Annotated in this window: 15 protein-coding genes; 11 read left to right on the forward strand and 4 right to left on the reverse strand. The window is 75.6% G+C overall.

The features are described from left to right. The first annotated feature begins 189 nt into the window (after positions 1 to 189). The 3 genes from C2142_RS07775 (at position 190) to C2142_RS07785 (ending at position 2,944) form a co-directional block, all read left to right on the forward strand. The gene (locus C2142_RS07775) at positions 190 to 621 is read left to right on the forward strand and encodes a pyridoxamine 5'-phosphate oxidase family protein (RefSeq protein WP_148641703.1); all 432 of its coding nucleotides are present in this window, start codon (positions 190 to 192) and stop codon (positions 619 to 621) included. A gap of 170 nt (positions 622 to 791) precedes the next feature. Then, positions 792 to 1,244 carry a MaoC family dehydratase gene (locus tag C2142_RS07780; protein WP_148641704.1) on the forward strand — a complete coding sequence of 151 codons (453 nt, stop codon included), beginning with the start codon at positions 792 to 794 and terminating at the stop codon, positions 1,242 to 1,244. Positions 1,245 to 1,663: 419 nt separating this feature from the next. After that, on the forward strand, positions 1,664 to 2,944 hold the full coding sequence (locus C2142_RS07785) for an MBL fold metallo-hydrolase (protein WP_241003138.1): 1,281 nt from the start codon (positions 1,664 to 1,666) through the stop codon (positions 2,942 to 2,944). 430 nt (positions 2,945 to 3,374) lie between these two features. Here C2142_RS07785 and C2142_RS07790 read toward each other — a convergent pair whose 3' ends face one another. From C2142_RS07790 to C2142_RS07805, 4 genes are all read right to left on the reverse strand, one after another. Further along, positions 3,375 to 3,731, reverse strand: coding sequence for a hypothetical protein (locus tag C2142_RS07790; RefSeq protein ID WP_148641706.1), 357 nt, complete (start codon positions 3,729 to 3,731; stop codon positions 3,375 to 3,377). A 254-nt stretch (positions 3,732 to 3,985) separates the two neighbouring features. Continuing rightward, positions 3,986 to 4,516, reverse strand: coding sequence for a TetR/AcrR family transcriptional regulator (locus C2142_RS07795; RefSeq protein ID WP_148641707.1), 531 nt, complete (start codon positions 4,514 to 4,516; stop codon positions 3,986 to 3,988). Between the two features lie 160 nt (positions 4,517 to 4,676). Then, positions 4,677 to 7,361 (reverse strand): DUF6493 family protein, encoded by a 2,685-nt coding sequence (locus C2142_RS07800; RefSeq protein WP_148641708.1) that lies wholly within the window; start codon positions 7,359 to 7,361, stop codon positions 4,677 to 4,679. Then, a complete protein-coding gene (locus tag C2142_RS07805) occupies positions 7,358 to 8,752 on the reverse strand; it encodes an SWIM zinc finger family protein (protein ID WP_148641709.1) in 1,395 nt (464 codons plus the stop codon). The genes C2142_RS07800 and C2142_RS07805 overlap by 4 nt, the downstream gene beginning before the upstream one ends. Positions 8,753 to 8,888: 136 nt before the next feature. Here C2142_RS07805 and C2142_RS07810 point away from each other — a divergent pair, with 136 nt between their 5' ends. The 8 genes from C2142_RS07810 (at position 8,889) to C2142_RS07845 (ending at position 13,927) form a co-directional block, all read left to right on the forward strand. Next, positions 8,889 to 9,800 (forward strand): acyl-CoA thioesterase II, encoded by a 912-nt coding sequence (locus C2142_RS07810; protein WP_241002441.1) that lies wholly within the window; start codon positions 8,889 to 8,891, stop codon positions 9,798 to 9,800. 103 nt (positions 9,801 to 9,903) lie between these two features. Continuing rightward, positions 9,904 to 10,554, forward strand: coding sequence for a TetR/AcrR family transcriptional regulator (locus C2142_RS07815; protein WP_206670930.1), 651 nt, complete (start codon positions 9,904 to 9,906; stop codon positions 10,552 to 10,554). A 427-nt stretch (positions 10,555 to 10,981) separates the two neighbouring features. After that, entirely contained in the window at positions 10,982 to 11,770 is a 789-nt protein-coding gene (locus C2142_RS07820; protein WP_148641712.1) for an alpha/beta fold hydrolase, read from the forward strand. A 100-nt stretch (positions 11,771 to 11,870) separates the two neighbouring features. Then, positions 11,871 to 12,269, forward strand: a complete 399-nt coding sequence (locus C2142_RS07825; protein WP_148641713.1) for a MerR family transcriptional regulator — start codon at positions 11,871 to 11,873, stop codon at positions 12,267 to 12,269. Positions 12,270 to 12,459: 190 nt separating this feature from the next. Further along, a complete protein-coding gene (locus C2142_RS07830; RefSeq protein WP_148641714.1) occupies positions 12,460 to 12,858 on the forward strand; it encodes a BCCT family transporter in 399 nt (132 codons plus the stop codon). Between the two features lie 172 nt (positions 12,859 to 13,030). After that, positions 13,031 to 13,210, forward strand: a complete 180-nt coding sequence (locus C2142_RS07835) for a hypothetical protein (protein ID WP_148641715.1) — start codon at positions 13,031 to 13,033, stop codon at positions 13,208 to 13,210. Positions 13,211 to 13,250: 40 nt separating this feature from the next. Beyond that, a complete protein-coding gene (locus C2142_RS07840; RefSeq protein WP_241002442.1) occupies positions 13,251 to 13,532 on the forward strand; it encodes a hypothetical protein in 282 nt (93 codons plus the stop codon). Further along, positions 13,529 to 13,927 (forward strand): hypothetical protein, encoded by a 399-nt coding sequence (locus tag C2142_RS07845; protein ID WP_148641717.1) that lies wholly within the window; start codon positions 13,529 to 13,531, stop codon positions 13,925 to 13,927. Before C2142_RS07840 ends, C2142_RS07845 begins: the two co-directional genes overlap by 4 nt.

The raw sequence follows: 13,927 nt of genomic DNA on the forward strand, positions 1-13,927 counted from the left end.
CTGCCGCGGCGCCCGTCGTGCCGCGCCCGTCCGTCCGTCCGGCGGCGCACCCGCCCGTGCCCCCGGCACGTTCCGCACCACCGCCGGACAAGCTACCGCCCCGCGGGCCCGGAGGCGGGGCTCCCGGCCCGCCGCTCCGGGACCATGGGCCCTATCGGCCCGCACTCCGGCGGGAGGACGATCGGAGACATGGACCGTGAAGACCGTGTACAGACCCTGAGCGAGGCCGAATGCCTGCGACTGCTCAGCACCGTGCCCGTCGGGCGCGTGGTGTACACCGAGCACGCGCTGCCGGCCGTCCTGCCGGTCTCCTTCGCGGTCGCTCCGGACAGTCGCCTGCTGCTGGCCGTACGCCGGGACAGCACCACCGCGCGCGGGCTCGACGGCACCGTCGTCGCCTTCCAGGCCGACCTGCTGGACCCGGCCACCCGGACCGGCTGGAGCGTGCTGGTGCACGGCCGGGCGGACGTGGTGCGCGAGCCCGAGCAGGTGCGGCAGGCCCTGCGCTCGGGGCTGCGACCCTGGGTGGGCGGCTCGGACCCGCTGTTCATCGCCCTGGTGCCGGAGCTGGTCAGCGGCCGCCTGCTGGCACCCGTCGGACGGACGGTGCAGCGCTCCTGAGCGCCCCCGGCTCCGGCCTCCGCCGGGCCGCCCGCTCCGGGCCGCCCCTCGCGGGCCCCGGTTCGCCTTCCCGACCCTGATCGTTTTCCGGCCGGACCCCTGACAGGTGACCGGCGAGTAGGCATACTCTGCCGGAGTCCGCACCCCCACCTGCCCACCAGGAGCGTTCCGTGACGACCTTCGCCTCCCTCGCCGACCTCACCGCGGCCGTCGGCACCGAGCTGGGCACCAGCCGGTGGCACACCGTCTCGCAGGAGCAGATCGACCTGTTCGCCGAGGCCACCGGCGACCACCAGTGGATCCACGTCGACCCGGAGCGGGCCAAGGAGAGCCAGTTCGGCTCGACCATCGCGCACGGCTACCTCACGCTGTCGATGATCCCGGTGCTGGCCAAGGAGTGCTACGGCGTCGAGGGCGTGCGGATGGCGCTGAACTACGGCTCGGAGAAGGTCCGCTTCCCCGCACCGGTGCCGGTCGGCACGGCGATCCGGGCCACCGCCGAGCTCGTCTCGGCCACCGAGGTGCCCGGTGGCGTCCAGGCCGTGGTCCGGTTCACCATCACCAGCGCGGAGAGCAGCAAGCCGCACTGCGTCGCGGAGACGATCACCCGCTTCTACGCGTAGCGGGCCCCGCGGCACCCGAGCCGCACAGTCCTGCCCTGTTCCGTCCGGCGCTGGGCCGTCCTGGCCTGCCCAGGTCCGCCCGTTCTGCCCGTTTCCACCCTGTCCTGCCCCGTCCCGTCGTCCTGCCCCGTCCTGCCCCGTCCTGCCCGCGGACGGATCCGCCGCACAGTCCTGCCACACCCCCGTCCTGTACGCCGAACGGCACGCCCGGGGCCGCTCGCCGGGTCCGGGCGACCCACTGCGAGTAACCTCCGACGAGATGGTTGTCGTACCGCAATGGCCCTGCCGCCGTGGGTACGCGCCCCGGCATGCCGGTAGCCGTAACCGTCCCTGGAGGTGCCGTGCCCCGCCCCGTCCCCTGGTACTCCCGCGTAGCCGGTCTGACCTCGCAGTTCTCCAGCCCGCCGACCCTCGCCGGACTGCCCCGCGCGGCCTGGCACCGGGTCCGCACGGACGCCTTCGGCGCCGAGCCCCGGGGCGAGCGGCTGTCCCGGATCCACCGCTCGCCGCAGTTCGCCGACGGCGCCTTCCGCAACCCGCTGCCCACCCGCCGCCTCGTCTACGAGCACACCCCGCTGGAGATCACCCGCGCCCAGCTGGCCTCCGACAAGGCCCGGCGGGCGCCCACGGCCGCCGTGCCGCTGCACCGCCTGCTCCCGGCCGACCTCGCCACGCCCCCCGTCTCCGGCCTACGGCTCACCTGGCTCGGCCACGCCACCGTGCTGGCCGAGATCGCCGGCCGCCGGGTGCTGTTCGACCCGGTCTGGGGCGAGCGCTGCTCCCCCTTCGGCTGGACCGGCCCCAAGCGGCTCCACCCGGTGCCGCTCCCGCTCTCCGAGCTCGGGGCGGTCGACGTGGTGGTGGTCTCCCACGACCACTACGACCACCTCGACATGGCCACCATCCGCGCCCTCGTCGGCACCGGCGCGGTCTTCGCCGTCCCGCTCGGCGTCGGCGCCCACCTGGAGCACTGGGGCGTACCCGCCGAGCAGCTCGTCGAACTGGACTGGTGGGAGTCGGCCGAGGTCGCCGGGCTCACCCTGACCGCCACCCCGGCGCGGCACTACTGCAGCCGCGGCCCGCGCACCAGCGCGCTCTTCCTCTGGGCGTCCTGGGTGGTGGCCGGTGGCGGGCAGCGGGTCTTCCACAGCGGCGACACCGGCTACTTCCCCGGCTTCGCCGAGATCGGCCGCCGGCTCGGCCCGTTCGACGCCACCATGATGCAGGTCGGCGCGTACAGCGATTTCTGGCCCGAGGTCCACATGACCCCCGAGGAGGGTGTCCAGGCCCACCTCGACCTCGGCGGCGAACTGCTGCTGCCGATCCACTGGTGCACCTTCAACCTGGCCCCGCACCCGTGGGAGGAGCCCGCCGAGCGGGTGGTCGCCGCCGCCCAGGCGTTCGGCGCGCACCTGGCCGTGCCCCGGCCGGGCAAGTCGTTCGAGCCGGCCTCCCCGCCCGCGCTGCGGCTCTGGTGGCGGGCGGTCGCGGCGCCGCCGCAGGACGACGCGAAGCTGGTCGTCCCCGACGGCCTCGCCGCGGGGGACCGCCCGGCAACGGGCGGCACCGCGGCTGTCGCCACGGCGACGGCCGGCCCGGCGGACGGCGGAGCGACCGCGGGCGAGCCCCTGGCATCCGAGCCCGCCCCCCGGCCCAAGGCGGCCGCCAGGACGACGGGGTCGCCGTCCGACGCGGCCTGACCTGCCGGGAGGGGCCCGGAGTTCGCGTGAACTCCGGGCCCCTCTCCGCGCTCCCGGCCGGGCCGTCGCCGTCACTCCTCAGGCAGACCGTCCCCGCTCCACGGCGGCGGATCGGCCGTCAGGCACCCTGCCGTCCGGCGGCAACTGCGCTCCGGGGCCCCGGAACCGACGGAGGTCTCCGAACCCGGGCCCGGCCGGCGCGTGGGAGGCGGCCGGCACCGTGGTCACCGGGACCGCGACGTCGACCGGCCTCCCGGCCTCCCGGCCTTCGAACAGGCCGTCGAGGACAGCCCGGCAGTCCCGGCCCGGAGGGCCACCACGGACGAGGTCGCGTCCGGCTGCCGGGTGCACGAGGTGTCCGGGTGCACGAGGTGCCCGGGGCGGGGCACGGCGGCGGACGACCCGCGTGCCCCGGCCCGCCGCCTCCGGCTCACCCGGGGCAGCGGGCCAGCTCGACCAGGTCGACCGTCGCCCGCGGGTCGTCGACCTCGATCACCAGCCGGCTGTACCGCTCGTCGGCCAGCTCGATCACCACCGCCTTGGCCGGGTTCTTGACGTCCCAGAAGACCCATTCGCCGCCCGAGCGGAAGGTCCCGGCCGTGATCAGCCCCGGGAAGTGCGTGCCGCCGACCCGGATCCCCTTCGGCTCGCGGAGGATCCCCGGGTCCAGCGTGGCGCCCCGGACGTTGGCGAGCGGAATCTCGATCCGGCTCTTGATCGCCCAGAGCCGGTCGAGACCTGCGATCTCGACCACGAGGGTGCCGTCGGTGACGCTGACGTTGGCCATGGATGCGTTCCCTTCGTTCTTTCGACTGCGAGGAGGGTGGGGAGGGGGCCCGGATGGTGGGGACCGGGGCCGTCGGACCCGGGGCCGTCGGACCCGGGCGGTGGGGCTCTGCGCGGTGGAGTTCTGCGCGGTGGAGTTCTGCGCGGTGGAGTTCTGCGCGGTGGGGCTCTGCGCGGTGGAGTTCTGCGCGGTGGAGTTCTGCGCGGTGGAGTTCTGCGCGGTGGAGTTCTGCGCGGCGGGCCCCGGGCCGGGGCTCAGGCCGTGGGGCCGACCCGTTCGGCGAGGGCCAGCACGGCGTCGGGCGTGGGCGCGTCGGCCCCGGCCCGGGCCCGCACGCGCAGCCCGAGCACGGCCGCGGCGAGCACGCCCGCCGCCCGGTCGTCGCCGAGCACCTGACCGATCGCCCGGTCGAGCGCGGCCACGCCCTCCGCCACGAGGGCGGCGACCTCCGGGTCGCTCCCGGCCCGCTCGACCGCCGCGGACAGCAGCAGCCCGGCGGCCGGTCCGCCGTCGAACCCTGCGGCGGCCCGGGTCAGCACGGCGGACAGGTCGGGTGCTTCGGACAGGGCGGCCGCGACGGGCAGCACCTCCAGGTCGAGGTGCCGGCGCAGGGCTGCCAGATAGAGGCCGCGCTTGCTCCCGAACACCTTGTAGAGGCTCCCCCGGTGCACCCCCAGCCCCGTGACCAGGTCGTCCACCGAGGTGCCTTCATAGCCCCGGGTGGCGAACAGCCCTGCTGCCGACTGAACGGCCTCGTCCTCGTCGAAGGCGCGTGGTCTTCCCATGCCGATGACCGTAGGGGTTTGAGAACGGCCAGTCAAGAACGAGTGTTCTCAAACACCGGCGGGCAGGCCACCGGTGACGGTCCGGTCCGCCGGGCCCCGGGTCGACCGGCTGGACGGCCGCCGGCCCGGACCGGGCGTGACCGGCCCGGGCGGGCGCCCCTCAGCCGGCCAGCACCTCGCGCAACGACCGCGCCTCCTTCACCAGGCGGCCCGACCCCGCCCGGGCCGCCACCGCGCTCACCTCGGGTATCGGGCCGCGGGCCGCGCAGCGGCGCGCCGCGTCCGTCGCCACGGCGACGAGGTCGGCCGTGCCCCGGACGGACTCGCCGGCCAGGAGCGCCGGCAACGCCGGGGCGAGGACGGACCAGACGGTGGCGTAGGCGCCGGTGCCGGCGGCGGTGGTGAGGGCCGCGAGGAGACGGTTCGGTTTGACGGTCCCGCAGGAGAGCAGCTCGCCGAGTTCGCGGCCGAGCAGGGCGCCGTCGAGGTCACCGCGGGCGGCGAGGACCAGCAGGGCGTCGACCGCGGCCGTGCGGTCCTCGGGGAAGCGCGCGCCCAGGCCGTAGGCGACGGCCAGGTGGAGCGCGAGGCCGGCCCGGCCGCCCGCCTCGGCGAGGACGGGGAGCAGGGCGGCCGCGCCGCGCCGCTCGCGGTCCGCACTGTCGGCGAACCAGTCGAGCCAGCGGGCGGCCTGTTCCTCCCGGTGGTGCGGGAGCATGGCGGCCCAGTGCCCGGTCGGCCGCCAGAGCCACTCGTTCTGCTTCCGGGCCCGGGCCACACTGGGCTCGGTGGCGTCGAGCAGGGCCCGGAACTCCGCGCCGAGCCGCTGCCCGGCCGGGCCCTCGGGGCCGGCACCGAGGCCGGGCTGGGCGACGGAGACCCGCGTGAGCTCCTCCCACCAGCGGTCCCAGAAGGGACGGCCGCCGCCTCCGCCCCGGCCGGGCGCGAAGACCGCCCGCTCCGAGGGCAGTGCGGGCACTCCGCCGTCGCGCAGCCACCGCGCCACCCAGCGTCCGGCCGGCGAGGCCAGCCGCCCGGCGGCGGCGAGGACGGCCTCGTCGGTGGCCGGGGCGAGCCGCAACAGGGCCGCGTGGAGGTCGGCCTGACCGGGCGTCGAGCCCGCTGCCTCGTACACGGCCAGCCGCTCGACCAGGGCCGCGGCGGCCAGCGCACCCGTCGCATCGGTCGGGGTGGCGAGGAGCAGCGGCGGGCGGTCGGCGGTGACCCGCTCGGCGGCCTCGGCGAGGCGGGCGGCCAGCACGTTGCCGTACGGCGTGTTGTGCTCGCCGCGCAGCGGGTTCCGGTCCTTCTTGCGGAGGACGAAGCCGCGCTCGTGCGGGTGGACGTGACCGGCGACGGCGGCCGCGACGTACAGGACGTCGCCCGGCCCGCAGTCGTGCCAGCGGCCCACGCCGCTCCACCGGTGCACCCGCAGGACCGGCTCCAGCGCCTCGGCCAGCGCCGCCCGGTCGCGGTGGGCGTGCCGGACCAGGCCGTCCAGGGTGCGTTCGAAGACCGCGACGTCCGGCTGTGCGGCGGCCATCAGCGCGGACAGCTCCTCGGCGACCTCCGCCGCGGTGGCGATCGGCCCGCCCAGCGGTGTCGGCAGCGGGGCGGGCGGCAGCATGTCGCTCCACCCGGTATCCGGGTCGTCGCCGCCGACCGGCGCGCCCAGCAGCTCCCCGGCGCGCGCGTGGTGGGCCGGGTTGAGCCCCTCGGCGGCGGAGCGCAGCTCGGACAGCACCGCCTCGCCCGCCGCCCCGAGGTGACGCGCCACCACGTTGAGCGCCCGCTCCTGGACGGCGGTGTCGGGGTGGCCGAACGCCTCGGCCACCGCCAGCACCACCGGCCCGGCCTGCTCCGGCGAACGCTTCGCCGTCCTGTCCAGCCAGCCCAGCTGGGCGCGGACGAGCTTCTTCTCCGTCCGGAACAGCACCACCGACGAGGCCTCCACCAGCACCTCGGGCCCGACCAGCCCGGCGGCGTCCAGTTCGGCCAGCGTCCGCTGGGCGTGGCCGGCCGCCGCGGAGAGCCCGTCCAGCAGGGCGACCAGGCTGCGCGCCCGGGCGGCGTACTCCTCCGGGGTGGGCGCGAGGGCGGTCAGGACGGCGAGGAAGGCCCGCTGGTCCCCGGGCTTGCCGCCGCGCACCAGCCGGGCGAGGCACCGCTCGATCAGGTCGGCCCGGTCCAGCCCGCCGTCGGCCGCGAGCACGGCCACCGCCTCCGGCCAGCAGTCACCGGGCCGGTCGGTGAACCTGAATTGGAGCTGCCAGCCGATGTCGGCGAGCTCGAACACCCGGGGCACCAGCACCGGCGTGAAGGCGTCCTCGCGCATGCGCTCCAGCAGCGTCCGGACGCGGCCGCGGGTGCCGTCCCCGTCCGCCAGCCGCCGCAGCCACTCGGCGGTGAACGCCTCCGTGTCGGGCACCGGGCAGCCCGTCCGGCGGACCACCTGCTCGATCAGCGGGTAGAGGTCCCAGCTCCAGCCCGATCCTCGGCGCGCCGCGAGCCGGGTGACCACCTCGACCTGCCACTCGGCCGGCTGCGCCGAGACCACCTGGGCGAGCGCCGGGTGGCGGGCCCAGGAGCGGCCGGCGAAGTCCCGCCCGCCGATCCAGGTGGCGGCGCCGGCCGGCCCGGCGTGGCAGCCCGCGCCGGCGACCAGGAGTGCCCCGGACTGCGCCGACGCCTCCTTCGACCACTCCCCCCGGACCTGCTTGCGCAGCTCCTTGAGCGCGGGCAGGCAGGCCCGCCGCTCGGCCGGGCCGAGCGCCGCCACCAGGGCCGGCAGCTGCGGCGTCCGGCCCTCGCGGACCGCCGTCACCAGTTCCTCGACGCCGTTCATGCGCCCGCCTCCACCGTGTCCGACGCGTTCGTCGCGTTCTCCCGGACCATCCCGACCGCCAGCGCGTGCTTGCACGGTCCGCGCCCGCCCCGGTACTTGGCCCACCAGAGGCAGGTGCAGCTCACCGCCCCCGCCCGGTCCGTCCGGACCCGCTGGATGTGGTCGTCCACCGTCACCGTGGCGAGCTCACCGCCCGCCTCCAGCCGGACCGCGCCCGCCGCGACCAGCGCGTGGGCGGCCCGCAGCCGCGGGTTGCGCGCCTCGGCCCGGCCGGCCTCATAGGGCAGCTGCCGGTGGAAGTACGCGGCCTCGGCGGTGTCGTAGCCGATCTGCCCGGCGGTGCCGAGCCGGGTGAGCGCGGCCCGCACCCGGGCCGGGGTGAGCCCGGACTGCTCGGCGAGCTCGGCGATCTCGATCCGCGGCTCCCAGGCCAGCAGGACGGCGACCAGCTCGGCGTCCTGCTCGGCGGTGCCGGTGGCCAGCGCTCCGAGCACCCCGCCCTCGCCGGAGAAGCCGCGCGAGACGTCGGGCGACAGGGTGAGGGTGAGCCGCATGCCGGGCAGCACCACCTCCCAGGCCGAGGCGGCCGGGCCGTCGCCCGCCACCGGCCCGTAGACCCGCAGCGCCGACGCGTGCCGCAGCACCCGCTGCAGGGCGGCCAGCCGCTCCGGCCCGGGCAGGCAGACCGCCCCGGGAACCGGCCGGGTGGTCGGGCGCAGCGTCCGCCCGGCCGGGACGATCCACTGGACGGTGCGCGCGCCGCCCCGGCCGCCGCGCGGCAGCGAGCGCAGGAAGCGGACGGCCTCGGCGGCGGGCAGCTCGGCGCGCAGGTCGAACCCGGCCGCCGTCACCTGGGTCTCGGCGAAGCCGCGCAGCCAGCGTTCGGGCAACGGCACCTTCTTCTCGACGACCGGCCCGTCGAAGGTGGTGACCTCCAGGGCGTCCGGGCCGACGGCGAGGTGCAGCGGGTCACCCGGGCCGATCCGGGTGAGCGCCTCGCGCAGCGGGTTGTTGACGTCGACGTTGGTGGTGCCGTGGCCGATCTCGTCCCCGTCGAGCCCGGCCCCGAGCACGTCGAGCCGGGCGTAGACGCCGCAGCAGCCGGAGAAGGACTCGAACCGCAGCCGGTCGCCGTTGGCGGTCACCACGGGGTCGAGCGAGGCGCGCAGCCGGGGCTGGTAGTAGCGGGCGGCGGCGACGTCGGCGACCGCGAGCAGCGCGGCGGCGGCCGGCGCCGGGTCGGCCAGGAAGCCCGCGAAGAAGCGCGGGTTGGCGACCGCCCCGAGGGGCGTGACACCACCGGAGGTCTCCAGGGCGAGGCGCGGGCCGTCGGCACCGTCGAGGACGGCGGACGGGCGCAGATAGGCGTACGCGTATGCGGCTTGCGACATGCCGAGGACGCTAGGAGGCGGTACTGACAATCCGTCGGGAGAACCCCGTCACTGGAACAGGTTCTACACCGATGTTCGCCCGAAAGGGTTACCCAGGTCACACCATCGGACCGTTGGCTTCTGCCACTATGGGCCGGTGACCGACGTGACCGAACAGGAGAGACGGGCCAGCGACACCGCAGGCCCGTTCGCCGAGCTGCTGCGGATCGAGCGGCTGGACGAGAACACGTTCCGGGGCCGGTGCCATGCCGGCGCCCCGATGCGCGCCTTCGGCGGCCAGGTCGCCGCGCAGGCGCTGACAGCCGCCGGGCTCACCGTCGGGCCCGACCGCCCGGTGCACTCGTTGCACGGCTACTTCCTGCTCCCCGGCGACCCGACCCGCCCGATCCGCTACGAGGTCGACCGGGTCCGCCAGGGCATGTCGTACGTCACCCGCCGGGTGACGGCGGTCCAGGGCGGCGATGCGATCTTCACGCTCTCCGCCTCCTTCAAGCGGCCCGAGCCCGCGGCCGACCGCCACCGGGAGATGCCGCTGCTGCCCGGCCCCGAGGAACTGCCGGACGCGCTCTCGCTCTGGGACGAGGCGGCCCGCGCCGAGCTGACCCGCTCCAGCGGCTTCGGCTCCCTGGAGCTGCGGTTCGTCCCGCCGGACGCGCCCGGCGTGCCCGCCGCCGTGCCCGGCATGCCGCAGCAGTTCGTCTGGCTGCGCACCGACTCCCCGCTGCCCGACGACGACCCGCTGCTGCACGCCTGCGCGCTCACCTACCTCTCGGACCTCACGCTGGCCTCGACGGCGGGGCTGCACGTCCAGCCGAACTTCTTCCAGCGTGCCGAGGCGCCGAGGCTGATCATGGCCTCGCTGGACCACGCGATGTGGTTCCACCGTCCGTTCCGGGCCGACGAGTGGCTGCTGTTCGCCCAGCGCAGCCCCTCCTCCTCGGACGGCCGGGGCCTGGCGCTCGGCGAGTTCTACGACCGGGAGGGCCGGCTGGTGGCCTCCGCCGTCCAGGAGGCGCTGCTCCGCGACCGCTCGGCCCGGAAGCGCTGACCGGCGCCTCCACCGGGCCCGGAGCCCGGTGGACGGCGGGCGAACGAGGGGCGACCGGTCGGCGTCATACTCCTGAGCGGCCCAGAGCCGTATCATGGTGCGGGTGACCAAGGTTGACCTGTCACCACGGCCGGTGGAGACGATGTCTCCGCGTCAGCTCGAACGCCGCGAGTCCCTGATCGCGGCCGCACTCGCCCTGGTGAACGAGATCGGCGTCGAGCGGCTGCAGATGAAGCAGGTCTGCGAGCGGTCCGGAGTCGCCCTGGGGACGGCGTACCGCTACTTCTCCTCCAAGGACCATCTGTTGGCGGCGGCGATCGCCGAGTGGCACCGGCTGCTCCTGGCCGACCTGGTGGCGGAGCTGCGCGGCCCTCGGGCCGGGCCGGCCGCCACCGACCGGGTGGTGCGCTTCGTCCGCGGCGGCATGCGCGCCTACCAGCGCCAGCCCGAGCTGGCCCGGCTCCGGGTGGCCGTCGCCGCCTCCACCGACCCCTTCGCCAGCGAGGCGCTCCAGGGCATGGCCCGCGCCGACAGCACCGCGCTCCAGGCGGTGATGGGCGAGGTCCCGGCCGCCGCGAGCGACCTGGTGCGGCACATCGTCGGCCACGCCTGGCAGGGCGAGCTGACCGCCTGGGTGACCGGCCGCACCACGCTCGGCGACGCCCGGCGGCGGCTGGAGGACGTGGTGCGGCTGGTGCTGGCCCCGTACGAGACGCCGTACCCGGCCCCGTACGAGGTCCAGCCCGCCGGCTGAGCGGCCGGCCGCCCGCCCGGGCCGCCGTGATCAGGTGCCGTGGAGTCGTCGCGCGGGCGCGCAGCTCGTTGGGGGCCCGGCCGCTCGGGCGCCAGTCGGTGCTCCAGCGTGTCCGGTTGTCGGCCCGCGGCTCGTCGCGGAGCCCGGCGCAGCGCCCGGCGCGGGGCTGTGGACGAGACCCGGGCGGCGCGCCGCCCGGGCGGCCTCTCGGCGCGGAATCCCCCGGTCACGCCCCGGATCACCGGGCAGTCGCGCACCCCGCGTCAGCCGTTCCGGAGGTTCGCCGGGGCGACACCGCGTTCCCGTCGAGGCGTCATCACGGCTTCCTGCGAACGGAGTTGATCCGGAATGTTGACCTTCACATCGGTGTGAACACGTACTGTCGTGAGCGAAGGAAAAACCAACGGCCGTTGAGGAGCCACCCGTCATGACCGAGAAGCCCGCCACCCCCGCCCCGCTCGCCCGGACCGTCGTCGGCTCCGGCCCCGGTCTGCTGCTCGCCCACGGCGCCGCCGGCAGCGGCGTCAACAACTGGGGCCCGCTTCTGGAGGACCTCGCCGCCCACCGCACCGTCGTCGCCCCGGACTTCCCCGGCTCCGGCGACTCCCCGTTCGAGCCGGTGGCGCCCACCCTGGACGAGCTGGCGGACCGGCTCGTCGCGGCCGCCGTCGAGGAGGGCCTGGAGACCTTCGACCTGGCCGCCTACTCGCTGGGCGCCGCCGTGGCCGTCCGCGCCGTGAACCGCCACCCGCAGCGGGTCCGCTCGCTGCTCCTGGTAGCCGGGGTGGCCGGCGGCGACCACCGCCTGCGGATCACGGCCGAGCTGGCCGTCGGCCTGGCCGACCAGCCGGAGCTGATGGCACGCTTCCTGCTCTCGGTGGTCTTCGGGTCGAGCTGGGTCAGCTCGCTCACCCCCGAGCAGCTCGCCGGCCTGCACGCCAACCTGCTCACCCCCCTTCCGGCCGCCTCCCGGCAGCAGTTCGAACTGGTGGGTTCGCTGAACGTGCGGGACGAGCTGGGCTCCATCGCGGTGCCGACGCTGGTGATCAGCCCCACCGAGGACATGCTGGTGCAGCCCAGCCAGCACCGCGCCCTGGCCGACGGCATCCCGGGCGCCCGGTTCACGGAGCTGGCCGCCGGCCACATGGCCGTCGTCGAGCAGCTGCCCGAACTGCGCAAGCTGATCCTGGACTTCCTCACCGGCCCCGCGGAGTAACCGGCCCGCCGGGAGCCACCTCAGCCGCCGGAACCACCGGGAACGACCCCGGCCCCGGCCCGGAGGGAACAGCGTCGGGCGGGCGGGCGTTCCGGTGATCATGCGCATCGGAGAACTCGCCCGCCTGACCGGGGTGTCCACCCGCCTCCTGCGGTACTACGAGGAGCAGGGCCTGCTCCACCCGGAGCGGTCTGCCGCCGGCTACCGCGAGTACGGCGAGGACGCCCTGGTCCGGGTGCGACAGGTCCGCGGCCTGCTGGCGGCGGGCCTGTCCACCCGGGTGATCGCCGAGATCCTGCCGTGCGCCACCGGCCCCCTCCCCGCCCTGGAGGCCTGCCCCGACCTGCTCGGCACCCTGCGCGGCGAACTCTCCGATCTCGACGCCCGCATCGGCGAGCTGACCCGCAGCCGGCAGGCGCTCGCCCGCTACCTCGACACCGCCGTCCCCACCACACACGTGGCCGCCGAACAGGCGCCGCCGGTGTACGCCGCCGCCTGACGGGCCGCCACGGGACCGCGCGGGCGCGCCTCCTCCCGGCGTGCCCTCCGCCGTCTCCCCCGTCTCCCCCTGCGAGCTGGACGCAGTACGACATGTCTCAATCTTCCGATCGTGTCGCCGGCCACCCAGTACGCCGTGGGAGGGCCCCCGTGCCACCATCCCGCAGGGCGCCGAGGCCTCGCTGTTCGAAATGCTGCGCCCCCTGCCGGGCGGCCCGGTCACCGGCGTGGTCGCGGTGCTGATGGTGATGACCTTCTTCATCACCAGCGCCGGCTCCGCCTCGCTCGTCCTCGGCTCGCTCTCCCACCGCGGCCCGCTGCACCCGCGCCCCAGGCCGGTCGCGGCCGCACTGCTGCCGACCGGCGGGCTCACCGCGCCGCAGCACGCCACCGTCCTGGTAGTCCTGCCGTTCGTCGTGGTCATGCTGCTGCTCTGCGTCTCCCTGCTGAAGGAGCTCCGCAAGGATCCGGCGGCCGGCCCGTCCCGCCTCCACCCCGTGCACGGCCTGCGCGACGCCGTCCGGGTCGCCGTCGGCGAGGCCATGGCCGACGCCGGCGCCCGGCGTGGCGACCGCCCTCCGTCGGAATGACGGCCGCGGCCCCACTCCGCACGGCGTGGGGCCGCACACCGGCCCGCGCACACCGGCCCGCGCGACCGGCCCCGCGCACGCGGGCCCTCCCGGGACGAACCGACGCCCGCCCCCCATCCGGACTTCACCCACGCGTAGCGATCGTTCACACCGCCCTGGAACGCTCCCTGACATGAACGCCAACCCTCCGGCGACCCTCCAGGATCCGCGCTTCCCGCTCCCCCAGCGCCACCGCCGATTCCTGGCCTGCGCCGCCGTCCTCGCTTCCGTCGCCCTCGGCACCTTCGGCGTCGGCGCCACCGTCGAAACCGTCCAGCACGCCCCCGTGGCCGCGGCACCGGCCAGCCGGTGATGTGATCCGGGCCACATTCGACCGTGGTATGGTCCGTGGTATGGCTACGACCAAGAAGTACACCGTGACCCTGCCTGAGAAGCTCGCGGAGCAGATCCGCGCCCAGGTCGGCCCGGGCGAGTTCAGCCGGTATGTCACGCAGGCCATAGAGCGCCAGGCCGAGCGGGACAGACTGAACGAACTGGTGGGCTGGTGGGAGTCCGAGTACGGCCCGGTCCCCGACGAAGCGCTGCGTGAGGCCGAGGCCGAGCGGCACGAACACGACGCCTGGTTCGCCGCCCGCGAGGCGCGCGTACTGGAACAGGAACGGCGGGCCAGTTGAACACCGACCTCGTCTACGTTCTCGACTCCGAGGGCCTGTCCCAGGGGGCACTGGGCACCACATCCATGGGTGCGCGACTCAAGGACGCAGCACGGAGCGGAATCCGAGTCGTCACCAGCTCGATGACCATGATCGAGGCGCATCATGAGCGCATCAACAAGGCCGCCTGGAACTGGACCCTCTCCCGCATCGTCGTCGAGCCGGTCACCCAGGAGGTCGCCGAGGAGGCGGTCGTCCTCCTCCGGGACGCCGGGTTGCACGGCCACAAGTACGCGATCGACGCCGCACTGGTCGCCGTCGCACTTCGGCAGTCCGGCAGGGTCGTCGTCTACACGTCCGACGTCGACGACATCGAACGCATCTCCGGCGGACGCCTGAGAGTCGCCCGACTCTGA

Origin of the sequence: Streptomyces sp. CB01881 (assembly GCF_002953255.1) — a bacterium.
Taxonomy (GTDB): domain Bacteria; phylum Actinomycetota; class Actinomycetes; order Streptomycetales; family Streptomycetaceae; genus Kitasatospora.

Excerpts from the sequence above, each read along its gene's own strand:
- C2142_RS07775 (WP_148641703.1), top strand. The coding sequence starts at position 190 with ATGGACCGTGAAGACCGTGTACAGACCCTGAGCGAGGCCGAATGCCTG.
- C2142_RS07790 (WP_148641706.1), bottom strand. The coding sequence starts at position 3,731 with ATGGCCAACGTCAGCGTCACCGACGGCACCCTCGTGGTCGAGATCGCA.
- C2142_RS07795 (WP_148641707.1), bottom strand. The coding sequence starts at position 4,516 with ATGGGAAGACCACGCGCCTTCGACGAGGACGAGGCCGTTCAGTCGGCA.
- C2142_RS07800 (WP_148641708.1), bottom strand. The coding sequence starts at position 7,361 with ATGAACGGCGTCGAGGAACTGGTGACGGCGGTCCGCGAGGGCCGGACG.
- C2142_RS07805 (WP_148641709.1), bottom strand. The coding sequence starts at position 8,752 with ATGTCGCAAGCCGCATACGCGTACGCCTATCTGCGCCCGTCCGCCGTC.
- C2142_RS07820 (WP_148641712.1), top strand. The coding sequence starts at position 10,982 with ATGACCGAGAAGCCCGCCACCCCCGCCCCGCTCGCCCGGACCGTCGTC.
- C2142_RS07825 (WP_148641713.1), top strand. The coding sequence starts at position 11,871 with ATGCGCATCGGAGAACTCGCCCGCCTGACCGGGGTGTCCACCCGCCTC.
- C2142_RS07830 (WP_148641714.1), top strand. The coding sequence starts at position 12,460 with ATGCTGCGCCCCCTGCCGGGCGGCCCGGTCACCGGCGTGGTCGCGGTG.
- C2142_RS07835 (WP_148641715.1), top strand. The coding sequence starts at position 13,031 with ATGAACGCCAACCCTCCGGCGACCCTCCAGGATCCGCGCTTCCCGCTC.
- C2142_RS07840 (WP_241002442.1), top strand. The coding sequence starts at position 13,251 with ATGGCTACGACCAAGAAGTACACCGTGACCCTGCCTGAGAAGCTCGCG.